Here is a 25,230-nt window from a genome sequence, read left to right on the forward strand (position 1 = left end):
TCCAGCCTTATATCAAAAGAGTACCAGGCGGGCCACGCGGCCCGTTCGGCAGAAATCATGCTCCCATAATTTGCGCGTCGGGAACACCCCGAGAAGATGAGCGCACCACCCCAAGGGTCAGACCAGTAAAGGGTTCCCCCTCCCGGCCCACAGGCGTAAGCTGACCCACCGGCAGGCCAGTGGTCTCGCCTTTTCCCCGTCCCGATTTCATCTTCAACAGGATGTAACATGATCCGCAAGAATCCTTCCGGCCACCTGCCGGTCATCGACGAATCAGCCTATATCGACAAGACTGCCATCATCTGTGGCAAGGTGATCATCAAGGAAAACGTGTTTGTCGGCCCCTATGCGGTGATCCGCGCCGACGAGGTGGATGCCAGTGGCGACATGGAGCCCATCATCATAGGCGCCAACTCCAACATTCAGGACGGTGTGGTGATCCACTCCAAGTCCGGCGCCGCCGTCACCATAGGCGAGTACACATCCATCGCCCACCGCAGCATAGTGCACGGGCCCTGCGAAGTGGGAAACCGGGTCTTCATCGGCTTCAACAGCGTGCTGTTCAACTGCCACATAGGTGAAGGTTCGGTGGTGCGCCACAACTCTGTGGTGGATGGCTGCGATCTGCCGCCCGGCTTCTATGTGCCCTCCACCACTCGCATCAACCAGCAGAGCGATCTGGCCGAGATCCCCAGGGTCACAGTGGATGCCACCGAGTTCTCCGAGGACGTGGCCCACACCAACATAGATCTGGTCAAGGGTTACAAGGCGCTCTCCAACGAGTTTTGAGGCCGACCTCCTCCCATGACACGCAACGGGCGCCCAGGCGCCCGTTGTCACAACTGTAAAGGGGGTGAAAAGAGGGTGTAAAAGCGATTGAGCGCAGAGCCTGGCTGGCGTTTGATGGGCCATATTCACCCGGACGGAGTCATCCCATGTCATGCAAAGCCCTCCTGTTGCCCCTGCTGCTCGGCAGCCTGTCTGTACACGCCAGCGACATGCCGCCCCCCATGCCAGGCCACCCCGGCGCTCAGATGCCGGCGCCACCCCCGGTTCTCTATCAGGCCAGCAAGCAGAGCAAGGATCCCCGGGCCACGGCCCAGGAGCTGTTCAAGAACATCCCCGCCGCCGAGGCCAACAAAGGTTACGAGGTGATGGTCAGCGTGCGGGAGCTGCCACCCCAGCCAATTAGGCTCCAGTCCGCCACAGCCCCGCTCAAGGGCCAATAGGATGAACAGGGATAGCTCCTTGCCCTGGGCATTGGCGCTGCTCATCACCCTCCCCGCGAGTGCTGGCGGGGGTGGACCTGGCGGCCCGCCGGGACGGGAGATGTCGCCTCCCGCGACCCGCCATGGCCACTATGCAGGCCCCTAGTCCGCCCCCGCGCCGGGCCATCGCATCGATCTGCTGCCCGGCGGGGTGGAGACAGTCTTGCTGGCCGGGCTCACCTACTATGTGCTCGGCGGCATCTATTACCAGCAGCAGGAGAGTCACTATGTGGTGGTCACGCCGCCAAGCCAGGCTGTCGAGGTGCAAACGGACGCGAGCCTCATCCCGCTGGATCTGGATGGCCGTCGCTACTACGTCAGAGCCGGCCACTACTACCAGAGGGAGCTGGACGGGCGCTATATAGAAGTGCCTCCCCCCGCCGCACTGCGGTAAGCAGCAACAAAACGGGCGCCGTGGCGCCCGCTGTGAGTGGTGTCAGCTGATGATCATGAGCACTTCTTCAGGCTGATATGCCAGTTGGCACCGGACTGCACCTGATGTTTGGCGGCGAAGCTGTCCATGTTCAGCGCCACCGAGACCTGCAGCAGGCTGTTGAGGTAGACCAGCGGCTGGCCTTGTGGCACATCGCCGAAGCTGCTGACGTAGGGGGCCTTGCCCTCGTACTTGAGCACGTCCCCTTCGCTGATCTTGAGGCAGGCCTGATCCCCCTTGTTGACGCCCGCCTTGGTGAGCAGTGTCTCGTCTATGTTGGTCCAGACGTTGCCGTACTGCACATCCAGGATCGGGATTGTGCCCTTGACGGTGTCGTCTTGCTCGGCCACTGCCGGCTGATAAGGGATCTTCACCACCTCGGCCGGCAGCAGCGGGCCCACCTGCTCATAGCTGATGGCACCGGAGGCCAACCGGGCGCCGGTGTAGGCGTAAACGTCGCGGCCGTGGAAGGTGTAGGACTTCTCGGAGCCCTTGAGGCGATTGCGCTTCTCGTCGATCTGGCGCACCGCCTCGATGCCGAAGTGTTCGGCTACCAGGGTCAGGGTGCCGTTGTCCGGCGAGACTATGTAGTGACCACTCCTGGTCTTGAGCACCACTGAGTGTCGCGCCGTGCCCACGCCCGGATCCACCACGCTGACGAAGACTGTGCCCTTGGGCCAGTAGTTGATGGTCTGATAGAGGCGGTAGGAGGCTTCCCAGATGTTGTAGGCCGGGATCTCGTGGGTCAGATCATAGAGCGGCAGGGTGCGATCCACACCGAAGGCGACCCCCTTCATGGCCGACACGGCGCCATCCTTGAGACCAAAATCGGTCTGGATCACCAGGGCCTCATTGGCACAGGCGAGACTGCTGGTCAGCAGGAGGGCGAGCGCGAGAGCGCGGGGAGCGGTGCGAATATCCATATCAGAACTCCTGAAGCGTAGAGATGAAAATAGCCATTTAGACATCCAGAATGCCATCAATAACCAAGTTTGCAAGCCGTATCACCCGGATGGGGGAGCTGAAAGCCCTCGCCAGCGAGCATGGGCGGGTGTATGGATAGAGCTGGTCATCAACACGGCAAGGAGATCCCATGACAAGCAGCCACCCCGCCATCATGCTGAAGCTGGGGGAGCAAACCAGCAAGGTGCAGATCACCCAGGCAGACGGCATCACCATCACCTACAAGCTGGCATTTGGTCTCGAGGCCATGACGCCGGCCCCGTTTCGCCAGGATCCGCCAAGCGCACTCGAACTGGAGCAAGCCATCATGGTGGTGGAGGATGTGCTGATGCCGCTGGCGGCCCGCATTCCGGCCCACGAGCTGGTGACGCTGCACAGCCCGCTCCCGCTGGCTGGCGAGCTCGGCAGCCATGAGCTGAGCCGGGAGAGCATAGAGCAGCTGTTCGGCCAGTGTGCCGCCATGGTGGAAGGGGATCCGCTGGCGGCGGCCCAGCTGCCCAAGGGGCGACGCTTTGCCGCCGTGCTGCTGATCCTGCGGGAATGGATGCACCATCTGGATGCCAAACGCGTGTTGCTGGCGGATTGATGGGTGAGCCTATCAAGTCGCAGCCCGCTCGAAGCGACTGCGCCATACCCCCCAGGCTAGCCCAAGGCTGATCAACACGCTGCCGACGGCGAGCAGATCCACCGCCGCCCGCAGGCCGACACTGTCACTCACCCAGCCCAGCAGCACAGGCACCCAGTTCGCCACATAGGCGATCACATAGAAGAGCGACACCAGCCGGGCGTGGCTGGCGCCGGGGGAGATGCGGTTGACCAGGGTCGCACTGCCGACAAACACGGCGCCCTGGGCGTAACCTGCCACCAGCAGCCCAAGCCCCGCCAACCAGAGCGACTGGACGTGCACGGCGCCGGTAAACAGCAGCACGCAGAGTGCCAGCGCCAGGCAACCGCTCTGCAGGGTATGGCGGGCATCGAGGCGGCGGGCCCAGAGCTGGCACAGGCCGGAGAGCACCATATAAGCCGCGATCAGATAGCCGAACAGGCCGAGATCCCGCAGCCCCAGCAACTGGCTCACCACCTTGGGGCCGATTGCCAGCAGGCTGGCCGCCACCGCCCAGGCGGTAAACAGGGCCGCCGCGCAGAGAAAGAATGCAACGCCAGTGGCCTTGAGCCCTTCCCCCAGGGATCCCTTGCCCTGCCCGTGCGCCGCGGCCGGCGTCCCTTGCGCGCTGGCGGGCCAGCTCAGCACAACACCTGTCATGGCGCAGGCCGCCAGCCCCATGATGAGCAGGAAGGGCAGCTGAGTCGGATAGAAGTCCAGCTGCAACGCCAACCCGCTGAATACCGGGCCGAGCGCCAGTCCGGCGGTGAAGGAGAGGGTCGCACTGAGGGCCGCCCGCTTGCCGCCGTCGCGGGGGCCGAAACGCAGCAGGGCCACATTGGCGGCGCCGGTCAGGGCTCCCGTGCCAATCCCGGCCAGCACCCGTGCCAGCAGCAGCGACCAGAACGAATCGGCCAGGGAAAAGAGCAGGGCGCCCCCCGCAACCGCCAGCAGCGCCGGCAATATCATGGCGCGCAAGTCCGCCACCCGCCCCGCCAGATTGCCCACCCCGAACAAGGAGATGAGCACCCCGGCCGCGTAGCCGCCATAGATCAGGGTGAGGCTGACATCGCTCAGCGCCAGTACCTGCTGGTAGTGGGGATAGAGGGGGGTGGGCACGCTGCTGTTGAGCAACGCCGACATCAGGGCCAGCGGCAGAAACAGCAGGATGGCGCGATGAGAGGTAGCCGCCGCAGAGGGGGCGGCACAGAGGGATGATGACATGCACAACTCCGATGAACGCGAGGCCGAGCCCCGCTGACGAGAGTCGGCCATGATAGCGCCCGTCTATCCCTCCCGACAGCGGCACAAATGCATCATGTTGCTTCAATAATGCATACCGATGACATCTATTTGCATGCCAACAAGGCCACGCTCGCCTTGTGATCCCGCCTGCGCTGGCTTCTAATGGGCTCGCCCCGAGGGGGCACTTTGAGTGGGAGGCTCGATGATCAACTGGGACGACGCACGTTTTTTTCTCGCATTGGCACGACAGGGCACACTGCGTGGCGCGGCCGGGGTGCTGGGGGTCGATCAGGCCACCGTCGGGCGCCGCATCACGGCACTGGAGCAGAATCTGGGCTCCAAGCTCTTTATCCGTACCCCCAAACTCTATGATCTGAGCCCCCCCCCCCCCCCCCCCCCCTAGGCGAAACCATGCTGGCGGATGCCAGCGCCATGGAACAGGCCATCAAGGCCATAGAGCGCAAGGCGAGCGCCGGGGATCAGAGCCTGTGCGGCGAGGTGCGCATTGCCACCACGGACACCCTGGCCCAGGCCTTCGTGCTGCCCGCCCTCACCCTGCTGCGCGAGCGCCACCCAGGTATCCGGCTCAGCCTGCAGACGGCGGTCAGCGTCAGCGACATCGCCTACCGGGAGGCCGATCTCGCCATCCGGGGGCTGCGCCCCGACAACGACGAGCTGGTGATCAAGCGGCTCACCACCATAGAGATGGGGCTCTACGCCTCTCGCGACTATCTGGCTCGCCACGGCACGCCCAAGAGCGGCCACGGCCTGAGTCAGCACGCCCTGCTGCTGTTTGCCAAGGAGCTGGTCTCCCGCCACTGGCACAGCCTGTGCGGGGAGCCGCTGCACGAACCGAACGTGGTGCTGCAGTGCAATGCCCAGCTGCTGTTGCTGGCGGCGGCCCGCCAGGGGCTGGGAATAGCCCTGCTTTCCACCTTTCTGGCAGACAAAGAAACTGAGCTGGTGCGCGTCCTGCCCGCCCTCAGCGATCCGGTCGACATCTGGCTGGTGCTCCACCCCGACCTGCAGAAGGCCAGCCGGGTACGCGCCGTGGTGGATGCACTGGAAGAGGTGTTTCACTGCCGCTGACCGCCACAGGGAGCTGCTCGCCATGGTGCAGCTCCCGAGCCCGACCTGCAGGGCGCGGCGCGAGATAGAGGCCCACTCCTCTCGCCCGCCTTCTGCCCATGCCCCCGCTTCTGTTACCATGCCGGCCACTACGATTGTTTCTGTCGTGGCCCTGGCCGCGATAACCCCACACTGGTGCCCCTATGTCCATTGCCTCCTTTGCCGAACTGGCCCTCTCCCCCCGTCTGCAGCAGACCCTGACCGAACTCGGCTATGCCGCGCCCACCCCGATCCAGGCCAGCGCCATCCCCGTCATTCTGGCGGGGCGCGATCTGATGGCGGGGGCCCAGACAGGCACAGGCAAGACAGCCGCCTTCGTGCTGCCGCTGCTGGAGCAACTGATGCAGCACCCGGCGAGCGATGCATCCCGCCCGATCCGCGCCCTGGTGCTGGTGCCGACCCGCGAGCTGGCGGTGCAGGTGCACGAGAGCGTCGCGCGCTACGCCAAGGGCACCAACCTCACCAGCGCCCTGGTCTATGGCGGGGTCAGCATAGCCGCGCAGGTGGAGGCGCTGAAAGCCGGGGTGGATCTGCTGATCGCCACCCCGGGTCGGCTGCTCGACCATCTGCGCCAGGGGGCCTTGAGCCTTGAGCACCTCAGCCATCTGGTGTTTGACGAGGCGGATCGCATGCTCGACATGGGCTTTATGGACGAGATAAAGGCGCTGCTCAAACAGATACCGGCGGATCGCCAGACCCTGCTCTTCTCCGCCACCTGCGACGACAACCTGTTTGCCTTGAGCCGTGTGCTGCTGCGCGACCCCGAACTGATCGAAGTGGCACCGCGCAACACCACGGCGGCCGAGGTGGAGCAGCGGATCTATGCGGTGGATGGCGAGCGCAAGCTGGCGTTGCTGGAGCACCTGATCAAGGTGAAGGGCTGGGCGCCTGTGCTTATCTTCAGCCGCACCCGGCAGGGGGCCGACAAGCTGGCCCAGCAGCTCGGCAAGGCGGGCATCAATGCGCTGGCCTTCCACGGCGATCTGTCGCAAGGGGCACGGGAGAAGGTGCTGCTGGAGTTTCGCGCCGGCACCCTGCAGGCCCTGGTCGCCACCGATGTGGCGGCCCGCGGCCTCGATATCAGCGATCTCAACTACGTGATCAACCTCGAGTTCCCGTTTGTCGCAGAGGATTACGTCCACCGCATCGGTCGCACCGGCCGCGCCGGCAACAAAGGGCTGGCCATCACCTTGTTCAGCCCGGAAGATGCGCCGCTCTTGGAAAAGGTGGAAGCCGTGCTCGACACCCGCTTGCCCCAGCAGTGGTTCCCGGGCTTTGAGCCCGACCTCACCCGCTTCGAACCCGAGCCACGCCGCAACGGCAAGGCGGCCCAGAAGCAGCGAGCCAGAAAGCAGGCCCTCGGCGGTGGCAACAAGAGCGGCAAGGCCAAGCGTTAAGCCGCCCCAACGCCGACAATAAAAAACGCCCGCATGGGCGTTTTTTATTGTCCGATACAGGCCAGCGCCACCCTTTGCGACTGATCAGCTAGCGGGCCGCCAGCACCAGTGGCAGGGATTTCAGGATCTGCCGCTCCGCCAGGGTGGAGAGGATAAACATCACCATATAGCCCAGCCCCAGCGCCACGATAATGGCCACCACGTTGCTGGTGAACTGGGCCACCAGATAGTAGGCGGCGACCAGCGCCACTATGCCGACCAGGCGGATCAGCAGGCTCTGGGTGAAGTGGCCGTGGGCCTTGATATAGGCGAGCTGATAGCCGTTGAGCATCATGAAGATGAAGAAGATGGAGAAATGGAACAGCACGGGCACGGCCCCCACATAGTCGACGGGGAACAGCAGCAACACCAGCGGCTTGCCCGCCAGCAGCATCAGCACAAAGAACACCAGGCTGACGATGGCGGAGAGGCGGAAGATCCAGCGGCGGATCATCCTGATCTGGCGGTGATCGCCGTTGCGCAGATTGACTGCCAGCTCGGGCAGCACGAAGCGGTAGATGGGGAACACAAACAGCAGCGTCATATAGGTGAAGATGGGGCGCACCACCACCTGGAAATCCCCCAGCTCGTCGATGCTGAAGTGGCGTATGGTGAGCAGCACGGTAATGTAGATCATCAGGATGCTGGCCCCTGCCTCCAGCGAGGCGGTAAAGCTCTTCTTCACATAGCTGCGCATCTCGGGGCCGAGCTCGACTTTGGCCAGCGGCCGGGTGGCGATGGCCCTGCGCCGATAGAGATACATATAACCGGCGATGACCAGCGAAGAGGAGGTCAGCCCGTAGAAGAGCGACGAGAGCGCATCCATCCCCAGCCCGAAGTAGCAGGCCATAAACAGCAGGGCATTGGCGAGCGGCTCCAGCCAGGTGACCCTGTTGGAGATATCGTACATGCGGTACATGGCCACCAGATTGGTGAAATAGACCTTGAGCCCCAGCCCGAAGATGACCCCCACCAGTTGCAGGTACTCCACCCGGATATGGAGCCCGTGCTTGATATAGGGGATCACCAGCCCCCAGGTGAGCAGCACCATGCCGATGAGGAAGTAGCGGAAGATATTGATGATGTCTCTATCGTTCTTGGTCTGGGAGTAGCTCACCACCATGGAGGAGCGAAAGCCGGTCATCAGGATCAGCGACAAGGAGATCAAATCCACCACGCTGTTGAACAGCGCCAGATCCCCCTTGGCCACCCACTGCGCCAGCCACACCTTGAAGGCAAAGCCGATAACTATGCTGGCAAGCGACGCCCACATGCCGGTGACAAAGGCCTGCTTCAGCCGCTCGAGGGATTTATATTGCATATCAATTGCTTGTTAATGGCTGGCCAGAGAGGAATCCATCTTATGAAAGCGCACCCGGCTTGAACAGCCTTAATGCCGGGGGCCGGCTGCCGATTGGCAAGACTCGGAGATCGGCCACAGGAAATCCGGTACGCTGAAAACAGGAAAACGCCCGTTCGGGCGTTTTCTCTGGCCAGCACCTGTCAAGGGTGAGGCGTCTCTTGTTACCCCTGCGGCCTGGTTCTCTATGCCTGCGGCGCGGCCTTGATCAGCGTCTCGTAGTGATCAATCAGCTCGGGGCCGTGCAGCGGCGAGTCGTGACCACCCACCACAATCTTGATCGGCAGCTTCATCGCCTTGAGCCGCGCCAGCGTCTGCGGATAGGCCTTCACATCGGCAAAGCTCAGGTTGCCCAGCGTCTCCTTGAGGATGCAGTTGCCATAGAGCACCTGCTCGTCGGGGAAGTAGACGAAGATGCCATCCGGCGTGTGGGCCGGGCCCGCGTAGAAGGCGCGCACCTTGCCCTCTTGCAGGGTGAAGTCGCCATCGTGCACTTCGTTTGGCAGCACCAGTGGCAAGTCCGGGTACTCAGGCAGCCCCTTGCGGGTAAAGGCGACAATTTCGGCCCAGTCGCTCTTCATCAGATCCCGGGTCTGGCGGGTCGATACCACCCTGGCGCCGATGGACTTCCAGTAGGCGTTACCCCCCGCCCTGTCGGTGTGATAGTTGGTGTTGATCACCTCCAGCACGGGCTTGCTGCTGACCCGCTTGATCAGCTTGTGCAGCTCGCGGGCGGTATCCGGCGTCCAAGTCGCCCCCACTACCGTCACCCCCTTGGCCCCGAAATAGACCATGGAGTTCTCTTTGACGTAGTAGTTGTCTTCCACCACATACACGGGGCCGCTCACCTGAGTGAGGGAGATCGCCGCCGCATGCACGCTGCCACCCCAGAAGCTCGCCACCAGCACCAGGGCCCCGGCCAGCCCACATTTCATCCAACCTTTCATCATCTTGCTCCCTCGAACCAACCGCCCCCTCGCCACCCCTGTGGCAAGCCGGGCCTTTTCAGCAGTGGGCAGAAAATACGGGGGATTTGTGAAGGGAAAATGGGGTTCTGTGAAGTCTGGGTGAAGTCAGGTGGAATTCAGAAAAAATCAGGAGAGAACAGCTGCGAACCACAACCAACATTGCGATTGATGGTGCGGAGAGTGGAGGGAGGTAAAGGCTCAAAACGAACCTACAACACAGATAGCGGCCCCTCACCCTGGCCCTCTCCCGAGGGAGAGGGGATGGTCCGTGCCAATTCCAAGCCAGTCATATTCACTCGCACCACAGAGCCAACACACAATCAGCGGAGCATATCTGCCCCCTTCTCCCCTTGTGGGAGAAGGGCCGGGGATGAGGGGGAGGTAACACAATAAACCCAATGATGTAGGGACGATTAGCGCAGCGTAATCGTCCGTTTACCGCCACACATCGAGTCATGGCAAGACAGGCTGGAAATCCTAGACTCCAGCGGCTTCTCGGTGACCTCCTATTCGCGATATTCCGAATATGCTTCGTTATTCGGATCTACAGCTATTTTGAGGTAGACTACGCGGTTATATATCTAAAGCCATTTTAATAAATAAAACTAAAAATACTATTTTATAAAAAACACTTAAGGTTAGGAGGACAAAGTGCTCAATGTGAAATATTATGAAACATATTATTTCTGTAACGTAATTTCCAACATTCTAATGGAGCAAGACTCATATTTACGTAGCCTTCATGACTTTCATGGCGATGGAAATATACTAAATATGCTGCAACCATTTAGAAAGCACTCTGTTTTTCATGACTTTTTAGAGTTTGTAATAGATGATGTCACTTGGGATAACACCTGTGATATTGACTTGGAGGAACGACAACAGTTAATAAAAAATAATATTCATCTCCCAATAATAAATAAACATTTAAAATGGGATGTTTTACCTATTGAACTGGCGTTGACATTTCATGGGTTGGAATACGAAAGCTTCTCAAGTTTTCTGCATGAAAGAGATAAGAAATTTACGACATGCGATAATGATGATATTTATGATTATCTTCTTGAACTAAGGTTTAGCGGAACGTTTGAACAACTCATTGAGCATACATCAAAAGAAGTATTCCATGTTCTATTTCAAAATCGCATGTTAATGCTTGTGTTTAACACAATGATGGCAAACGCTTTGGAACGTGAACATACTGCTGAATCAAAATCAGATGATCTGATAAGGAAAAATGGCAAGCTAAAAAGGAAAAACATTCCAAGCTGGGTTAGAAAAGCCGTTTATTTTAGAGATAGGGGGCGCTGTGTACTCTGTAACAAAGATCTTTCAGGCACATTAAACTTGGATAATATAGCGAACTATGACCATATTGTACCTTTGTCAAATTTTGGTTTTAATGACATATCAAACATACAGTTACTATGTAAACAATGCAATCAAAACGATAAGCATGGTGGTGATGCAATTACGTCAAGCTTTTATCAAACTTGGTATTAAAACAAACAACGTCACTCCATATAATACGTGTTTTTATCATCAATGATTTTAGGAAGCATAAAGATAAAGGGAGGGAATATATTTCACGTAACCTGCGCAATATAAATCGTTTTTCCACAACCAATTTCAAAAATTAAAAACCACCCGCCATATAGCGAGTGGCTTTATTTTCGTTATGAGCGGACAACCCCGCGCTATCTAGTCCTCACTGCAATCAACCCAACGGCGGAGTACGCGGCGGCACCTTGCGCTTGTTGCCGGTGGACTCGAAGGCCGAGGCAACGCGCAGCAGCTTGTTGTCGTCATAGGCGCGACCGGCGAAGGTCAGGCCCACCGGCATGCCGATATCGGCCATGACGCCCATGGGGACAGTCACGGTCGGTACGCCGAGATGGCGAATGGCGAGGTTGCCGTTGGCGACCCAGATGCCGTTGCTCCAGGCGATATCGGCGGAGGCCGGATTCACATCCGCATCAGCCGGGCCGACGTCGGCAACGGTGGGGAACAGCACGGCGTCGAGCTGGAGCTCGTCCATCCAGTCCTCGAGATCCAGCTTGCGGGTCTTTTCCAGACCACGCAGGCCGTCCGGCACCGAGGCTATCTCGTCGAAGCGCTTGAGACCGCGCTTGGCCATATTGACGTACTCGTCCATGCCCGCCGCCAGATCGCCCTCGCGGTTTGGCAGCGTGCCCGGATCGTGGGGGAAGATCTTGGGCCCGTCCACGTCCTCAAGCTTATTGAGCTTGGGATCGCCGTTGGCGCGCAGGAAGTCGTCGAACGCCCAGCCGGATAGCTCCCACAGCTCGTCGTTGAGGAACTCGGGGGTGACTATGCCGCGATTGAACACGGTCGGCGCGCCGGGTCTGTCCCCTTCGCAGTTGGAGACCAGCGGGAAGTCCACTTCGACAACGATCGCGCCAGCGGCTTCCAGCGCCTGACGGGCCTGTTCCCACAGGGCGATCACCGACGGACGGGTATGGATACGCTGGCCGGTCGGGCCGCCGATGCCGGGGTTTTCGCTGGTGCCGGCCAGTTCATCCTTGTTGATAAACATGCGCGGCACGCCGAGGCGCTTGCCCTTGAGGGCAGAGGCACCGGCGGCCAGCTCAAGATAGGAGGCCGGGCGCACCTCGGAGGCCTTGGGGATCTTGACCCAGGGCTGCAGGCGCCACAGATCGCCACGGGTCTCGCTATCGTCCGCCACCACTACGTCAAGCACTTCCAACAGATCTGCCATGGTGCGGGCGTAGGGCACCACCACATCCATGGTCGGGGTCAGCGGCCAGTTGCCGCGCACCGAGATGACGCCACGGGACGGTGTGTAGGCGCACAGGCCGTTGTTGGAGGCCGGGCCACGGCCGCTCGACCAGGTCTCTTCCGCCAGACCGAAGGCTGAGAAGCTGGCGGCTGTGCCGGTACCGGCACCGTTGGAGGAGCCGGAAGCAAACGGCGCAGTCAGGTAGTCGGCGTTGTAGGGGCTCTCGGCACGGCCATAGACGCCGCGCTGCATGCCACCATTGGCCATGGGCGGCATATTGGTTTTGCCAAGGCAGATGGCACCGGCGGCGCGCAGGCGCTCAACGGTAAAGGCATCGCGCTGGGCGACCAGATCCTTGAAGGCCGGGCTGCCGGAGGCGGCAGTAAGCCCCTTGACCAGATAGCTGTCTTTGGCGGTGTAGGGGATGCCGTCCAGCGGGCTCAGGGTCTCGCCACGGGCGCGGCGGGCATCGGACGCTTGCGCTTCTTTCAGTGCATCGGGGTTGGCGACCACCAGGGCATTGAGGCGGGTTTGTGTCTCGGGGCCGTTGTAGGCGGCGATACGGGCCAGATAGGCCTTGACCAGTTCGACCGCCGTAGTGCGGCCTGCTTCGAGCGCACCGCGCAGCTCGGCAATGGAAACCTCTGTCACTTCGATCATGGGGATCTCCTGTAAAAGGGTGACTGTTTGTGATGGTGGTCGCCGCATCAGCGCCTGCGACCATCACACCATCAAGAGATAAAACCCCACCAGCGTGGGGTTTTGAATACCAACCTCGGCTGGCTTGGAACCGGTTTACGACCCGTCGCGAGAGGCCGTCAGCAAGGTGAAGAGCAGCGCAGGAACCGGAGTGTATGTGAATACATGAGGATTCCGAGCAGCACATGAGCCTTGATCACGGCCTCGCAGCAGGATCGTCATCCGGTTCTTACTTGCCAGAGGGGATTTGCTGGGTAATGCAGTGGATATTGCCACCGCCCAGCAGGATCTCGCGAGCCGGTACGCCGATCACGGTGTGATCCGGGAAGATCTCTTCCAGAATGCGCTGGGCTTCGCCATCGGTGGCTGCATCCAGCAGCGGGTAGACAATGCGATCGTTGGTGATGAGGAAGTTCACATAGGAACCGGCCAGACGGCCTTCGGCCTCGCGCGGCACACCGGTGCCGCTCTCGACACCGGCGGACTCTTCCTCGGTACAGAACAGCGGGCCCGGCTGGGGCAGCTTCCACACTTTCAGCTGGCGACCCTTGGCGTCCACCGCCGCTTCCAGCACCTTGAGGGCGGCCAGGGAGCGGGCGTACTGGGGATCGTTTTGATCGTCGGTCCAGTGCAGGGCCACTTCACCCGGGCGCACGAAGCAGCAGATGTTGTCGATGTGGCCGTCGGTCTCGTCCATGTAGACGCCCTCGCCCAGCCAGATAAAGCTCTTCACGCCCAGATAGTCACGCAGATAAGCTTCGATCTGCTCCTTGCTCAGGTGCGGGTTGCGGTTTTCGTTGAGCAGGCACTCGGCTGTGGTCATGCAGGTGCCTTCGCCATCGACGTGGATGGAGCCCCCTTCCAGAATGAGCGGCGCAGCGTAACGATCCATGCCGTGCTGGACCAGCATCTGGGCCGCCACTTTTTCATCCTGATCCCAGGGGTAATAGAGACCGCCCTTGTGGCCGCCCCAGGCATTGAAGCCCCAGTCCACCCCACGGCACTCGCCTGCGGTGTTGGTGACCACGGTCGGGCCTGTGTCGCGTGCCCAGCAGTCATCGCTGGCCATTTCTACCAGGGTAACGTGGGCGGGCATGATGGCGCGGGCCTGCTCCATAAACTCGGCTGGCACCCCCATAAAGACCGGAGTAGCGCCACCGATGGCATCGGCCACCTTGGCGAAGGTGCTCTGGGCGAAGCGACCGGCTTCACGCCAGTTGTCCGGACGGAACGGCCAGATCATCCAGACGGCCTGCTGATGTGCCCACTCGGCGGGCATGGTGAAGCCGTCGGCGACTGGGGTGGAGTTGATCGTCTTGATGCTCATCGCAATATCCTTGCGGGCCTGTGATGGCGATGCACGCCTCACGGGGCCGGTAATGGGGAAAACGGGCGGGCCCCCGCCCCGACAGCGTGCCGGACGGGCGCCCCCTGAAAAAAATAAGCGTGGCCCGCAGTGTAAGAAGTTGCGCACCTATCCATCAAATGAATAGGATGGATTGTCCCATAAGCACGGCAAATGATCCCACCATGAAACTGCACCAGCTCGACCTCAATCTGTTGCTCGCCTTTGACGCCCTGATGACGCAAGGCAGCGTCACCCGCGCCGCCGAGACACTCTTTATCAGCCAGCCCGCCATGAGCCATGCCCTCGGTCGGTTGCGCACCTTCTTTGGCGATCCGCTGCTGGTGCGCACCCCGCAGGGGATGCTGCCCACCCCGCGCGCCCAGCGGCTGCATCTGGGGGTGCAGCAGGCGCTGCGACTGCTGGAACAGCAGCTCTCCGACGAGGAGGTATTCGAGCCGAGCCAGTCGAAGCGCCGCTTCGTGCTCTGCACCACGGATTATGTGGAGTGCGTGCTGATCCCGCCGCTCATTCAGCGCCTCAAGACGCTGGCGCCCGGGGTCACCATAGAGATCCGCATACTGCGCGACACTCTGCCTGAGGCGGAGCTGGCGAGCGGCGAAATCGATCTGGTGCTGGGCTTTGACGAATACATGCAGGTGCCTGGGTATCTGGGCAAGGAGACCTGGCTCACAGAGCCGCTGGCCGGGCTGGTGCGCGCCGATCTGCCGATTGCCAAATCGGCGACCACCGGGGCCGAGAGCGATCCCTCCCAATGGCAGGAGCGCATCACGCTTGAGCAGCTTATCGCCATGCCCCATGTGTTCCACTCGCCGCTCGGCACTTCGGAGGCGAGCCTCGATCGCTATCTGAAGACGTTGGGCTTTAGTCGCACCATCTCGGTCAACAGTCAGAGCTATATGTCCGCCGCCGCCATCGTCAGCCAGAGCGACCACCTGCTGGTGCTGCCCAGCATGGTGGCCGAACTGCTCGCCAGCCACTGGCCGCTGAAAAGCCTGCCACTGCCTGCGGATGTGCCCGACTATCACCTCAACTGCGTCTGGCACCCGGTGCATGCGCAACAACCGGCTCTGGTGTGGTTAAAAGGGCTGATGAAGGAGTTGGTGCGGCCCGAATAAAGCTCTCTCGAGCCCCTTCTCTTCCGCTGTAAATGCCCCCCCCTCATCCCCAACCCTTCTCCCGCAAGGGGAGAAGGGAGCACACAGTGCCCGCAGATAACCTTGAGTCATCGTTAGCTTTCCTGTTCTGCCCGCTAGTTTGGTTTCGCTCTCCATGCCTCCAAAGCGGGGGCTCTTGTCCCCGGCTCGCAACGATGCCTCGAGCTGTCCCCTCTCCCTCTGGGAGAGGGCCAGGGTGAGGGGGATGCATCCACCGTCTGTGACCAAACAGGAGAATGGCTATATCTAATAGGGTCGAATAGCTCTGGATAGGCACCATGAAGACCCATCCGTTTGCCAAACGCATGAGGCGAGAAGCCACCCTTGCCGAACAGAAGCTGTGGCAGCAATTGCGCAACCGCCGTCTGGCGGGAGTGAAATTTCGTCGTCAGATGCCCATCGGGCCCTACATTGTCGATTTCATCTCTCTTGAGCAAAGGCTGATCATCGAGGTAGATGGGTCGCAGCACAACGAACCGGCAGGGCGGCATCATGATGAAACAAGAACGGCCTACCTCAATGAGCAGGGCTTTCAGGTGATCAGGGTGTGGAATAACGATGTATTGAGTCGGATGGAGGCCGTACTGGGACTTCTTTTGCTCTCATTGCGCTGAGCAGAGACTGCCCCTCATCCCCAACCCTTCTCCCGTGAGGGGGAAAGGGAGCAAACAACCCGGCTGCGTGTAACATCCCCAGAAACAACAGTGGCTCCCGCGGGAGCCACTGTTGTTTCTCTGCCTGTCATCATGCCCGCAGGGCCGTCATCAGCTGGGTGACGACACCGTCGAGCAGGGCGCGGTCGGGGCGGCACTGGGCGAAGGTGACCAGACCCTGGATGTTGATGAGCAGGAAGGCGGTCAGGGTCGGGATGTCGCGGTCGGCCATCAGCTCGCCGCGCTGCTGGGCGAGACTCAGGATCTGCGCCAGATCGGCGTCCAGCTCGGCATAGATGGCCTTGAGCCGCAGGTGCAGCTCTTCGTCCTGCTCCGCCAGCTCCATCAGGGTGCGCGTCACCAGACAGGTGCCGCACAGGGCATCGTTCACTATCTGGCTGAGGTAGGCCTGCACCCCCGCCAACGGGCTCTGGCCGGCAAAGAAGCCACGGCGCAGCGCGCTTTTTTCCTGCACATAGTGATCGACCGCCGCCAGCAGCAGGCCGCGTTTGTTGCCAAACGCCGCGTAAAGGCTGCCCGGATGCAACCCGGTCGCCGCCACCAGCTCCTGCATGGTGGTCTTGGCGTAACCCTTGGCCCGAAATGCCTCCATGGCATTTCGCAAGACGTCGTCCCGGTTGAACTCGGCGCTGCGCATGGTTTCTCCGTTGAAAAAGCGATCACCGGCGCAGAGCCGATGAGGGGGAACAAAAAGGGCGGCAAGTTTACCCCAGCGGGCAGGCAAGACCAACCCATCTTGAATGCTCGTTCAAAAAAGACTTGCACACAAAACAAAAAACGTCTTGAATGCACGTTCAAGAATCACTCCCTCAGGACAGACGATCATGAATACCCTGTTTCAGCCCTATCGCCTCAACGACACCCTCACCCTCGCGAATCGCTTCATGATGGCACCGCTTACCCGTTGCATGGCCGGCCCGGGCCTGGTGCCCACCGAGCAGATGGCCGCCTATTACGCCCGTCGTGCCGACATCGGCCTCATCATCTCCGAAGCCACCATCATTCGTCCGGACGGCCAGGGCTATCCCAACACCCCGGGGATCTACAGCCCGGAGCAGATCGCAGGCTGGAAAAAAGTCACCAGCGCCGTGCACGCCAATGGCGGCAAGATCTTCGCCCAACTGTGGCACGTGGGTCGCCTCTCCCACCCCTTCTTCCACCATGGCGAGGTGCTGGCACCGTCTGCCGTCGCTCATGAAGGCACGGTGCCGCGCATGCGCGAGCTGGTCTATCAGGTGCCACGCGCCCTGACCGAGAGCGAAATCGCCCAGCTGGCCGAGGATTACGCCCAGGCCGCCGCCAACGCCATCGAAGCGGGCTTCGACGGGGTGGAGATCCACGGCGCCAACGGCTACCTCATCGATCAGTTCCTGCACCATTCGAGCAACCTGCGCAGCGATCAGTACGGTGGCAGCCCGCAGAACATGAGCCGCTTCGCACTGGAAGTGGTGGATGCGGTCAACGCCCGCATCGGATCCGAGCGGGTTGGCCTGCGCCTCTCCCCCGGTGCCTATGTGCACCTTGAGGGTGACCAGCGGGATCGCGCCGTGTTCGACCATCTGCTGAGCGAACTGAATCGGCGCGCCCTGGCCTATGTGCATCTGGGCATCTTCGATGACAGCCTCACCTTCGACTATCTGGATGGCCGTGCCTCCGACTACCTGCGCGCCCACTACGACGGTCATCTGGTGGGGGTGGGCAACTACAGCGCCGACACAGCGCTGGATGCCATCAAGGCCAACCGCTTCGACCTCGTCGCCATCGGCCGCCCGCTGATCGCCAACCCGGATTACATCGCCAGGGTGCAGAAGGGCGAGACGCTGGTTCCCTATGCCGACGCCATGCTGGCCGAGCTGGTGTAAGCACGCCGGTTCATGACCGACCAAGGATGGGATCCGCGCCTCCGGGCGCGGGTTTCCAATGTTTGGGCCCCTTACGGGCCCTTTTTTTATGTCCATCTTCTCCTTGCCCGCCTCCTGCTCCACCACTCAAGCCCCATAAAAAGGTTGCTAGTGACAACTTGTTGACTATATTGGTTGTTGAAGACAACCAAATAGGAAGCCCTGATATGGATCCCCGTCCCCTGCGCGCCCTGTCGCGCGATCTGGTTCGCGAACTCGGCATGCTCTCCCAGCAGTGCGGCGAACTGGCGCTCACCCCGCTAGAAGCCCATCTGCTGATCGAGCTGGAGAACGGCCCCGCCACCAACCAGCAGCTGGCAGAGCGGCTGCGCATCGACAAATCCAACGCCAGCCGTCCGCTGGCGCGGCTCGCCGAGCGCGAACTCATCAGCTGGCACCCCCATCCGTCCGATGGCCGTAGCAAGGAGGCGCGCCTCACCATCGCCGGCCAGGCCCAGCTGTTGGATCTGCATCAGGAGATGGACAACGCCATGGAAGAGACCCTGGCCCAGCTCACCCTGAGCGAACGCGAGCAGCTGTGGGCCGGCCTGCGTCTCTACCGCAGCGCCCTCTCCCGCGCCCGCCGTCAGCAGGGCTACCGCATCCGTCCCATCACAGCCGCCGACAACCCCCATATCGCCGCCGTGGTGCGCGCCGTCTCCGCCGAATACGGCCTCACCGCCGACAAGGGCTATGGCGTGGCCGACCCCAACCTGGATCGGCTGCACGAGACCTACCAAGGGGAGAAGAGCCGCTACTGGGTGATCGAGGGGCCCGATGGCACCATCCTCGGCGGCGGCGGCATAGCGCCGCTGGCAGGGGAAGAGGATCGGGTCTGCGAGCTGCAGAAGATGTACTTCATGCCCTCCCTGCGCGGGCTGGGACTGGGGCGGCGACTCGTGTTGCAGGCGCTGGACGAGGCGAGAATCCTGGGTTACCAGCGCTGCTATCTGGAAACCACCGAGGTGTTGCGCGAGGCGACCACGCTCTACGCGTCGCTGGGTTTCGAGCACCTGCCGGGGCCGCTCGGCTGCACCGGCCACGATGCCTGCGAGATCTGCATGGTGCTGGCGCTTGGCACCAGCGATGGCCAGACGCTCGCCTGAGGCATGGGGTCAAGGATGAGAAAAGGGCGGCATGGTGCCGCCCTTTGCTTCTGCTTAAAGCTGAGCGGCAGGCGGCACGAAGCGCAGCGCCACCCCGAGCCGGTTCCAGCTGTTGATGGTGGCAACCGTCACCGACAGCTGCACTATCTCGGCTTCGCTGAAGTGCTCGCGCAGCTCCCCATAAAGCGCATCGGGCACCCCGGCCTCGGGCAAACGGGTCAGGCACTCGGTCCAGGCCAGGGCCGCCCGCTCAGATGCAGTGAAGACGGTGGCATCGCGCCAGGCAGCCAGCTGATCCAGCCTGGCCTGCCCCACCCCGCTGCGACGGGCGATGTTGAGATGATATTGCAGGCAGAAGCTGCAGCCGTTGAGCTGGGAGGCGCGCAGCTTCACCAGCTCGCTCAGCTCCTTGTCGAGGCCGGCGTCGTCCACCGCCTTGCCGGCGGCGATCAGGGCATCGTGGGCTGCCGGCAGCAGCTGGCGAAAGTGGGGGTAATCGATGCGGGTGCTCATTCTGGTGTTCTCCTTCGTCATGGCTTAATATCAGGACACGAACAACATATCAGCCCCCTGACATGATAGACAAGCCCCCTGTTGAGACTGGATTGAAACCAGAGACTCCCGCCCCCGGCGAAGGCAAGCGTGGCGAGGCGGGCCACCTCGGCTATCTGCTGCGCCAGGCCGCTGCCGCCCAGCGCCTGCGCATGGAACGGGCACTGGCGGACTTGCCCGTCACGGCCCCCCAGTTTGCCCTGCTGACCATGCTGGATGCCTACCCCGGCAGCTCCAACGCCGAGCTCGCCCGGCTGACCCTGCTCACCCCTCAGACGATAAGCCCCATGGTGACCAGCCTGGAGCGCAGCGGCCTGCTGGCCCGCACCCCTCACGCGGTCCATGGCCGCATCCAGCAGCTCAGCCTCAGTCCCGCCGGGGCTGAACTGCTGGCGCAGGCCAAGGCCAGGGTCGCCCTGCTGGAGCAGGCGCTGGCGGCCCCCCTCGATGAAACCGAGCTGCGGCTGGTCAAACGCTGGCTGGCGAGCCTCGCCAGCGGCATGGAGGACGAGACCTGACGCCATCCAGGCCGGTCTCCAGCTGGCCCATCCACCCATCCGATCCTTGATCGCCATGCAAAAAAAGACCCCGCCTGGGCGGGGTCTTTTTTTATCTTGTCTGCCTATCTGGCAAGCGCTTATCAGTGCTCGCGAGTCTGACGGAAGTGAACGTCCGGGTGACGCTCCTGAGACAGACGCAGGTTGACCATGGTCGGGGCTATGTAGGTGAGGTTGTCACCGCCATCCAGCGCCAGGTTCAGTTCGTTCTTGCGCTTGAACTCCTCGAACTTCTTGACGTCGGTCCCTTCCACCCAGCGGGCGGTGGAGACGTTGACCGCCTCGTACAGCGCCTCGACGTTGTACTCGCTCTTCAGACGCGAAACCACAACATCGAACTGCAGCACACCGACGGCGCCGACGATGAGATCGTTGCTGATAAGCGGACGGAACACCTGCACGGCGCCCTCTTCGGAGAGCTGCACCAGCCCCTTGAGCAGCTGCTTCTGCTTGAGCGGATCGCGCAGGCGGATGCGGCGGAACAGCTCGGGGGCGAAGTTCGGGATGCCGGTGAACTTGAGATCCTCACCCTGGGTGAAGGTGTCGCCTATCTGTATGGTGCCGTGGTTGTGCAGACCTATGATATCGCCCGCGACGGCCTCGATGGCCTGCTCCCGATCACCGGCCATGAAGGTGACGGCGTCGGAGATGTTCACGTCCTTGCCGATGCGCACATGGCGCATCTTCATGCCCTTGCTGTAAGTGCCGGACACCACGCGCATGAAGGCGATACGGTCGCGGTGTTTCGGATCCATGTTCGCCTGGATCTTGAACACGAAGCCGGAGAATTTCTCCTCGGTCGCCTCGACCAGACGGCTCTCGGCCTTGCGCGGCATGGGCGCAGGCGCCCAGTCGGTCAGGCCATCCAGCATGTGGTCGACGCCGAAGTTGCCGAGCGCGGTACCGAAGAAGACAGGGGTCATCTCGCCGGCGATGAAGGCTTCGTGATCGAACTCGGGAGAGGCGCCCTGCACCAGCTCCAGTTCACCGCGCAGCTGCGCCGCCAGATCCTCGCCGATGGCGGCGTCCAGATCCGGGTTGTGCAGGCCCTTGACCACCCGCTTCTCCTGGATGGTGTGGCCCTGACCTGTCTGGTACAGATAGACCTCATCCTTGTAGAGGTGATAGACACCCTTGAAGGACTTGCCGCAGCCAATGGGCCAGGTGATGGGGGCGCACATGATCTTCAGCTCGCGCTCCACCTCGTCCATCACTTCCATGGGATCGCGCACTTCGCGGTCCAGCTTGTTCATGAAGGTGAGTATGGGGGTGTCCCGCAGACGGGTGACTTCCATCAGCTTGCGGGTTCTGTCTTCAACACCCTTGGCGGCGTCGATGACCATCAGGCAACAGTCGACCGCGGTGAGGGTACGGTAGGTATCTTCGGAGAAGTCCTCGTGACCCGGGGTATCGAGCAGGTTGACCAGGCAGTTGGCATAGGGGAACTGCATCACAGAGGTGGTGATGGAGATACCGCGCTGCTTCTCCATCTCCATCCAGTCGGATTTGGCGTGCTGGCCTGAGCCACGGCCCTTGACGGTACCGGCGCGCTGAATGGCCTGTCCGAACAGCAGGACTTTTTCGGTGATGGTGGTTTTACCCGCATCCGGGTGCGAGATGATCGCAAAAGTGCGTCTCTTGGAGACTTCACTCAGAAATTCAGCTGACATAATTCAACGTTCTTCTATTGAGCGATGGCCTTGGCCACCGTGGGAATAAATCCGGGATGCCGCATTCGACTCACGGCACATTTGCATGTATGCGGCCTCGGGTCCGCCGGCATACACAGGACTGCATGCAACTAACGCCACACGGGCCGGCACCGAGGCCAACCGGGTGGGACAGGGGAAGCGGGTTGCATTACATGGGTCTTCTCGCCTGAGTCAAAGCAAAATTGCGCGACATTATACCCGCGCGAGTGAAAAATACCCAGCCCGGCTTAGGGCCGTTCGCGAAGGGCGCCGGAGCGCCCTACTCGGCCCGCATCACCTGATTGCGGCCGGCCTGCTTGGCCCTGTACATGGCTTCGTCGGCTCGCTGGATCAGATCCCCCAGGCTGTCGTCGAGGGGGCTGTATTGGGCACAGCCTATGCTGACGTGCACCGGATGCCCCTCCGGCATCCCCTCGATGCGCAGCTGGGAGACCCGATGGCGGATCCGCTCCGCCACCTCGACCGCCTCCGCCATGCAGGTGTCGGGCAACAGCACCAGAAACTCCTCGCCGCCGTTGCGCCCCACCCTGTCCAGGGTGCGCAGCTGGGCGGCTATGCTCCTGGCGACGGCCGCCAGCACCTGATCCCCCATGTGGTGGCCCAGCCTGTCGTTGACCTGCTTGAAGTGGTCTATGTCCAGGATCAGCACGCACAGGGACTTGCCCTGCTCCCTCGCCTGCTTGAACCAGGCCTGCCCCTGGGCCTGGATCTGGCGGCGGTTGTGGATGCCGGTGAGGTCATCTGTCATGGCGAGCCGACGCAGTTTGCGGGAGCGGTTGAACTGGTACAGCGCCAGCATGCCCATCACCACCAGCAGCAGGATCACCACCAGGTATTGCCATTGCCGCCGCTCCTGCAACTGCTTGAGCTTGGCCTCCTGCAACAATTGCTTGGTCTTGAGGGCCTGGTTCTCCAGCTCCTTGCGGGCCAGATCGAACTCGAAGCGCATCTGCAGGGAGCGCTGCTCCCTGAGCACCAGCTCGAGGGCGTGCCGGGTCTGCACGTACAGCTTGAGGCTGGCCAGGGCCGCATTGACCTGGCCCTGCTGTTCGAGAATGCGGGCCCGCACCTCGTAGACCCGTGCCAGGAAGCGCTGGTTCTTCTCCCTGGCAAAGATGGGTTCGGCGTGCGTCAGGTAGTAGAGCGCCTTGGTCGGATGGCCCAGTGCGTCCTCCGCCATGCCCATCACCAGTTGCCAATGGGCCAGGGTCACGCTGTCGACATCCTCGCGGCTGCGCAGTATGACATCGGCCTGCTGCAGTCTGGCCATGGCCTCAGCCACCTTGCCCTGGTTGATCAGGATGGTGGCCATTTCGATCTGGATCCAGGCCAGCAAGCCCTCCTTGTGTTGCGAACGATAGAGCTGCTCGGCCTGCGCCATCAGCGGCAGGGCGCGGTTGAACTCCCCCATCTCGGCATAGAGCAGCCCCTGCTGGGAGCGAATGTCCACCAGCCGCTCCTGATCCCCCAGAGTGCTGTAGTCGCGCTCCAGCTCCTGAAAGTAGCCTTCGGCCCGTGCATAAAGCCCCATGCGCCGGTAGGCGTTGGCGATCTGGGACAACACCTCCCGCGCCTTGCCATCCTGCCCCAGCGCCTCGAAGCGCTTGTGTGCCTCGATGAGCTCCATCAGCCCCTCGGCCAACTCCCCCTGATAGGCTTTCATGTCGCCACGGTAGCTGAGGATGTCGGCCTCCTGCACCCTATCCCCCAGCCTGCGCGCCAGCACCAGCGCCTGCTCGTAATCGACCCCGGCCTGCTCCATGTTGCCCAGCATCTGCTGATGAAAACCGCGACAGGTGAGCAGGCCGCTCTCGGTGATCCTGTCCTTGCGCTCACGGGCGAGGGCCAGCTCCTGGTCGGCAAAGGCCACCACGGCGCGATATTCGCTGTCCCGCTCGGCAGACATGGCCCAGCACTGCAGCCGGACTATGCGGCCCTGCACCTCGGGCGGGTAAGCGGCGCGGCTCGCAACCAGGGCGGCGATGCGCAAGCGGAACATGCGGTCTGGCTGGAATCCCTCCTCCAGCAGTTGCAACTCTCGGGACAGTTGCGGCTCGACGAGCGGCACCCTGGCCGCCCAGGCGGGAGCACCGCACAGGCAGGTCAGCAGGATCAAGGTCATGATGCGTTTCATGCCGGTTCGGTTTCCCCATTCGATGGTGCTGGCACTCGGATGCCCCATCATATCTCTCCTTGCCCATGGGCACAGCAACCAGAGTGAGGGAGAGAAAAACCACAGGTTCAGGCTGGCCCTCACACTGGCGATCTCATCCCCTTTACAGGAGGAAAATCAGCATCGACTATAGCGACATTCACCACAGGGAAGAGTGCCTTCATGACACACGAGGAGCTGCAGGCCGCCTATGACAGGCTGCTGCAGGAGAATGAGCGGCTGAAGCGGGTGGCCGAGGATGCACGGGAGAAGCTGGAGGCCGCCATGGACGGCACAGGCCTGTGCATCTGGCAGAATCACGTGCCCACCGGCAAGCTCATCATCTTCAACCGGCGCTGGGGCGCCATGCTCGGCTACCAGCCCAAGGAGCTGTCGGCCCACTTCGATGTGTGGCGCGAACACCTGCATCCGGAGGACAGGGAGCGGGTGTTGCAGGCCTTCTTCGATCACCTGAGCGGCAAGAGCCCGTTTTATCAGGCGATGCACCGCATGATCGCCAAGGATGGCAAGATCACCTGGGTGCTGGATCGGGGCCGGGTGGTGGAGTGGGATGAAGAGGGCAAGCCGCTGCGGGTGATGGGCACCCACATCGACATCACCCACGAGAAGGAGTATGAGCAGCAGCTGGCCCAGCTGGCCCACCGGGATCCCCTCACCGGCCTGCTCAACCGCACCGCGCTGCAACGCCAGTTCCCGCAGACGTTCGAGGCCATCTGCTTCATCGATCTCGACGACTTCAAGCAGGTCAACGACAACCTGGGGCACAGGGCCGGAGACGAGCTGCTGATCGCCCTCACCCGGCGACTCAAGGCCTGCTGCGAGGAGGGGGTCAGGATCGGCCGCCTCGGCGGCGACGAGTTCGTGTTGCTGCTGCCCTGGGCCAGCGAGGATCCCCGCACCAGCCACCTGGCCCGCCGCTGCATAGATGCCATCTCGACCCCGTTCGAGCTGCCCAACGGCGACGCCGCCGTGGGGCTGAGCATGGGGATAGCGGCGATCCGGCCACAGGATGACTTCAGCACCGCGCTGGCCCGGGCCGATCAGGCCATGTATCGGGTCAAGCGCAGCGGCAAGCGGGGCTTTTACGTCTCCCAGCCGAGCGGTCAGCCGCTGCTGGATCAGGAGCAGGTGAACGAGCGCGGGCTCGGCCACCAGCCCTGTACCTGA

General features: G+C 61.8%; 22 protein-coding genes and 1 pseudogene. 13 read left to right on the forward strand and 10 right to left on the reverse strand.

Features of this window, described 5'->3' with window-relative positions:
• Positions 1–228: 228 nt before the first annotated feature.
• The 3 genes from CK910_RS01255 to CK910_RS24240 all read left to right on the forward strand — a co-directional run bounded on the left by CK910_RS01255 (position 229) and on the right by CK910_RS24240 (position 1,662).
• Entirely contained in the window at positions 229–789 is a 561-nt protein-coding gene (locus tag CK910_RS01255) for a gamma carbonic anhydrase family protein (protein WP_042869323.1), read from the forward strand.
• Positions 790–935: 146 nt separating this feature from the next.
• On the forward strand, positions 936–1,229 hold the full coding sequence (locus CK910_RS01260; RefSeq protein WP_172955198.1) for a hypothetical protein: 294 nt from the start codon (positions 936–938) through the stop codon (positions 1,227–1,229).
• A 169-nt stretch (positions 1,230–1,398) separates the two neighbouring features.
• Positions 1,399–1,662, forward strand: a complete 264-nt coding sequence (locus CK910_RS24240; RefSeq protein ID WP_367582015.1) for a DUF6515 family protein — start codon at positions 1,399–1,401, stop codon at positions 1,660–1,662.
• Between the two features lie 53 nt (positions 1,663–1,715).
• On the opposite strand, the gene CK910_RS01270 is transcribed toward CK910_RS24240, so the two are convergent.
• A complete protein-coding gene (locus tag CK910_RS01270) occupies positions 1,716–2,624 on the reverse strand; it encodes an SAM hydrolase/SAM-dependent halogenase family protein (RefSeq protein WP_098980735.1) in 909 nt (302 codons plus the stop codon).
• Between the two features lie 170 nt (positions 2,625–2,794).
• Here CK910_RS01270 and CK910_RS01275 point away from each other — a divergent pair, with 170 nt between their 5' ends.
• Positions 2,795–3,250, forward strand: coding sequence for a hypothetical protein (locus CK910_RS01275; protein WP_098980736.1), 456 nt, complete (start codon positions 2,795–2,797; stop codon positions 3,248–3,250).
• 12 nt (positions 3,251–3,262) lie between these two features.
• Here the strand turns inward: CK910_RS01275 and CK910_RS01280 are convergent, their stop codons facing one another.
• Positions 3,263–4,492 carry an MFS transporter gene (locus CK910_RS01280; protein WP_098980737.1) on the reverse strand — a complete coding sequence of 410 codons (1,230 nt, stop codon included), beginning with the start codon at positions 4,490–4,492 and terminating at the stop codon, positions 3,263–3,265.
• A 223-nt stretch (positions 4,493–4,715) separates the two neighbouring features.
• Between CK910_RS01280 and CK910_RS01285 the strand changes: the two are divergent.
• Positions 4,716–5,602, forward strand: a pseudogene (locus CK910_RS01285) (LysR family transcriptional regulator).
• Between the two features lie 182 nt (positions 5,603–5,784).
• Entirely contained in the window at positions 5,785–7,038 is a 1,254-nt protein-coding gene (locus CK910_RS01290) for a DEAD/DEAH box helicase (protein ID WP_098980738.1), read from the forward strand.
• Between the two features lie 88 nt (positions 7,039–7,126).
• Here the strand turns inward: CK910_RS01290 and CK910_RS01295 are convergent, their stop codons facing one another.
• Both CK910_RS01295 and cphA read right to left on the reverse strand, forming a co-directional pair.
• Complete coding sequence (locus CK910_RS01295; RefSeq protein ID WP_098980739.1) at positions 7,127–8,398, reverse strand: hypothetical protein; 1,272 nt, start codon at positions 8,396–8,398, stop codon at positions 7,127–7,129.
• A 224-nt stretch (positions 8,399–8,622) separates the two neighbouring features.
• Positions 8,623–9,387: a CphA family subclass B2 metallo-beta-lactamase gene (gene cphA, locus CK910_RS01300; RefSeq protein ID WP_098980740.1), complete on the reverse strand. Its 765-nt coding sequence runs from the start codon at positions 9,385–9,387 to the stop codon at positions 8,623–8,625.
• Between the two features lie 792 nt (positions 9,388–10,179).
• Between cphA and CK910_RS01305 the strand changes: the two genes are divergently transcribed.
• The gene (locus tag CK910_RS01305; protein WP_216640172.1) at positions 10,180–10,908 is read left to right on the forward strand and encodes an HNH endonuclease; all 729 of its coding nucleotides are present in this window, start codon (positions 10,180–10,182) and stop codon (positions 10,906–10,908) included.
• 214 nt (positions 10,909–11,122) lie between these two features.
• Here CK910_RS01305 and CK910_RS01310 read toward each other — a convergent pair whose 3' ends face one another.
• Both CK910_RS01310 and aguA read right to left on the reverse strand, forming a co-directional pair.
• Positions 11,123–12,826 (reverse strand): amidase, encoded by a 1,704-nt coding sequence (locus CK910_RS01310; RefSeq protein WP_098980742.1) that lies wholly within the window; start codon positions 12,824–12,826, stop codon positions 11,123–11,125.
• A gap of 268 nt (positions 12,827–13,094) precedes the next feature.
• Positions 13,095–14,192 carry an agmatine deiminase gene (gene aguA, locus CK910_RS01315; protein ID WP_098980743.1) on the reverse strand — a complete coding sequence of 366 codons (1,098 nt, stop codon included), beginning with the start codon at positions 14,190–14,192 and terminating at the stop codon, positions 13,095–13,097.
• 203 nt (positions 14,193–14,395) lie between these two features.
• On the opposite strand from aguA, the gene CK910_RS01320 reads away from it, so the two are divergent.
• Positions 14,396–15,349 (forward strand): LysR family transcriptional regulator, encoded by a 954-nt coding sequence (locus CK910_RS01320; protein ID WP_098980744.1) that lies wholly within the window; start codon positions 14,396–14,398, stop codon positions 15,347–15,349.
• Between the two features lie 317 nt (positions 15,350–15,666).
• Positions 15,667–16,002: an endonuclease domain-containing protein gene (locus CK910_RS01325; RefSeq protein WP_098980745.1), complete on the forward strand. Its 336-nt coding sequence runs from the start codon at positions 15,667–15,669 to the stop codon at positions 16,000–16,002.
• 130 nt (positions 16,003–16,132) lie between these two features.
• Here CK910_RS01325 and CK910_RS01330 read toward each other — a convergent pair whose 3' ends face one another.
• Positions 16,133–16,699: a TetR/AcrR family transcriptional regulator gene (locus CK910_RS01330; RefSeq protein ID WP_005313321.1), complete on the reverse strand. Its 567-nt coding sequence runs from the start codon at positions 16,697–16,699 to the stop codon at positions 16,133–16,135.
• Between the two features lie 187 nt (positions 16,700–16,886).
• Between CK910_RS01330 and CK910_RS01335 the strand changes: the two genes are divergently transcribed.
• Both CK910_RS01335 and CK910_RS01340 read left to right on the forward strand, forming a co-directional pair.
• Positions 16,887–17,924: an alkene reductase gene (locus CK910_RS01335; RefSeq protein WP_172955199.1), complete on the forward strand. Its 1,038-nt coding sequence runs from the start codon at positions 16,887–16,889 to the stop codon at positions 17,922–17,924.
• Positions 17,925–18,130: 206 nt separating this feature from the next.
• The gene (locus tag CK910_RS01340; protein WP_098980747.1) at positions 18,131–19,069 is read left to right on the forward strand and encodes a bifunctional helix-turn-helix transcriptional regulator/GNAT family N-acetyltransferase; all 939 of its coding nucleotides are present in this window, start codon (positions 18,131–18,133) and stop codon (positions 19,067–19,069) included.
• A 54-nt stretch (positions 19,070–19,123) separates the two neighbouring features.
• Here CK910_RS01340 and CK910_RS01345 read toward each other — a convergent pair whose 3' ends face one another.
• Positions 19,124–19,582 carry a carboxymuconolactone decarboxylase family protein gene (locus CK910_RS01345; protein WP_098980748.1) on the reverse strand — a complete coding sequence of 153 codons (459 nt, stop codon included), beginning with the start codon at positions 19,580–19,582 and terminating at the stop codon, positions 19,124–19,126.
• Between the two features lie 92 nt (positions 19,583–19,674).
• On the opposite strand from CK910_RS01345, the gene CK910_RS01350 reads away from it, so the two are divergent.
• Complete coding sequence (locus CK910_RS01350) at positions 19,675–20,139, forward strand: MarR family winged helix-turn-helix transcriptional regulator (RefSeq protein ID WP_241325772.1); 465 nt, start codon at positions 19,675–19,677, stop codon at positions 20,137–20,139.
• A gap of 122 nt (positions 20,140–20,261) precedes the next feature.
• Here CK910_RS01350 and prfC read toward each other — a convergent pair whose 3' ends face one another.
• Entirely contained in the window at positions 20,262–21,851 is a 1,590-nt protein-coding gene (gene prfC, locus CK910_RS01355; RefSeq protein ID WP_098980750.1) for a peptide chain release factor 3, read from the reverse strand.
• Between the two features lie 298 nt (positions 21,852–22,149).
• On the reverse strand, positions 22,150–24,012 hold the full coding sequence (locus CK910_RS24010) for a GGDEF domain-containing protein (protein ID WP_172955413.1): 1,863 nt from the start codon (positions 24,010–24,012) through the stop codon (positions 22,150–22,152).
• 213 nt (positions 24,013–24,225) lie between these two features.
• Between CK910_RS24010 and CK910_RS01370 the strand changes: the two genes are divergently transcribed.
• A complete protein-coding gene (locus CK910_RS01370) occupies positions 24,226–25,230 on the forward strand; it encodes a sensor domain-containing diguanylate cyclase (protein ID WP_098980751.1) in 1,005 nt (334 codons plus the stop codon).

Source organism: Aeromonas sp. CA23 (assembly GCF_002587065.1).
In the GTDB taxonomy this organism is placed as follows: domain Bacteria; phylum Pseudomonadota; class Gammaproteobacteria; order Enterobacterales; family Aeromonadaceae; genus Aeromonas; species Aeromonas bestiarum.

What these genes read in the sequence shown, in the direction of transcription:
- CK910_RS01290 (WP_098980738.1), top strand. Translation starts at nt 5,785, where the DNA reads ATGTCCATTGCCTCCTTTGCCGAACTGGCCCTCTCCCCCCGTCTGCAG.
- CK910_RS01310 (WP_098980742.1), bottom strand. Translation starts at nt 12,826, where the DNA reads ATGATCGAAGTGACAGAGGTTTCCATTGCCGAGCTGCGCGGTGCGCTC.
- CK910_RS01270 (WP_098980735.1), bottom strand. Translation starts at nt 2,624, where the DNA reads ATGGATATTCGCACCGCTCCCCGCGCTCTCGCGCTCGCCCTCCTGCTG.
- CK910_RS01340 (WP_098980747.1), top strand. Translation starts at nt 18,131, where the DNA reads ATGGATCCCCGTCCCCTGCGCGCCCTGTCGCGCGATCTGGTTCGCGAA.
- CK910_RS01255 (WP_042869323.1), top strand. Translation starts at nt 229, where the DNA reads ATGATCCGCAAGAATCCTTCCGGCCACCTGCCGGTCATCGACGAATCA.
- CK910_RS01330 (WP_005313321.1), bottom strand. Translation starts at nt 16,699, where the DNA reads ATGCGCAGCGCCGAGTTCAACCGGGACGACGTCTTGCGAAATGCCATG.
- CK910_RS01275 (WP_098980736.1), top strand. Translation starts at nt 2,795, where the DNA reads ATGACAAGCAGCCACCCCGCCATCATGCTGAAGCTGGGGGAGCAAACC.
- CK910_RS01305 (WP_216640172.1), top strand. Translation starts at nt 10,180, where the DNA reads ATGCTGCAACCATTTAGAAAGCACTCTGTTTTTCATGACTTTTTAGAG.
- cphA (WP_098980740.1), bottom strand. Translation starts at nt 9,387, where the DNA reads ATGATGAAAGGTTGGATGAAATGTGGGCTGGCCGGGGCCCTGGTGCTG.
- aguA (WP_098980743.1), bottom strand. Translation starts at nt 14,192, where the DNA reads ATGAGCATCAAGACGATCAACTCCACCCCAGTCGCCGACGGCTTCACC.
- CK910_RS01335 (WP_172955199.1), top strand. Translation starts at nt 16,887, where the DNA reads ATGAATACCCTGTTTCAGCCCTATCGCCTCAACGACACCCTCACCCTC.
- CK910_RS01320 (WP_098980744.1), top strand. Translation starts at nt 14,396, where the DNA reads ATGAAACTGCACCAGCTCGACCTCAATCTGTTGCTCGCCTTTGACGCC.
- CK910_RS01345 (WP_098980748.1), bottom strand. Translation starts at nt 19,582, where the DNA reads ATGAGCACCCGCATCGATTACCCCCACTTTCGCCAGCTGCTGCCGGCA.
- CK910_RS01325 (WP_098980745.1), top strand. Translation starts at nt 15,667, where the DNA reads ATGAAGACCCATCCGTTTGCCAAACGCATGAGGCGAGAAGCCACCCTT.
- CK910_RS01370 (WP_098980751.1), top strand. Translation starts at nt 24,226, where the DNA reads ATGACACACGAGGAGCTGCAGGCCGCCTATGACAGGCTGCTGCAGGAG.
- CK910_RS01280 (WP_098980737.1), bottom strand. Translation starts at nt 4,492, where the DNA reads ATGTCATCATCCCTCTGTGCCGCCCCCTCTGCGGCGGCTACCTCTCAT.
- CK910_RS01295 (WP_098980739.1), bottom strand. Translation starts at nt 8,398, where the DNA reads ATGCAATATAAATCCCTCGAGCGGCTGAAGCAGGCCTTTGTCACCGGC.
- CK910_RS01260 (WP_172955198.1), top strand. Translation starts at nt 936, where the DNA reads ATGTCATGCAAAGCCCTCCTGTTGCCCCTGCTGCTCGGCAGCCTGTCT.
- CK910_RS24010 (WP_172955413.1), bottom strand. Translation starts at nt 24,012, where the DNA reads ATGACCTTGATCCTGCTGACCTGCCTGTGCGGTGCTCCCGCCTGGGCG.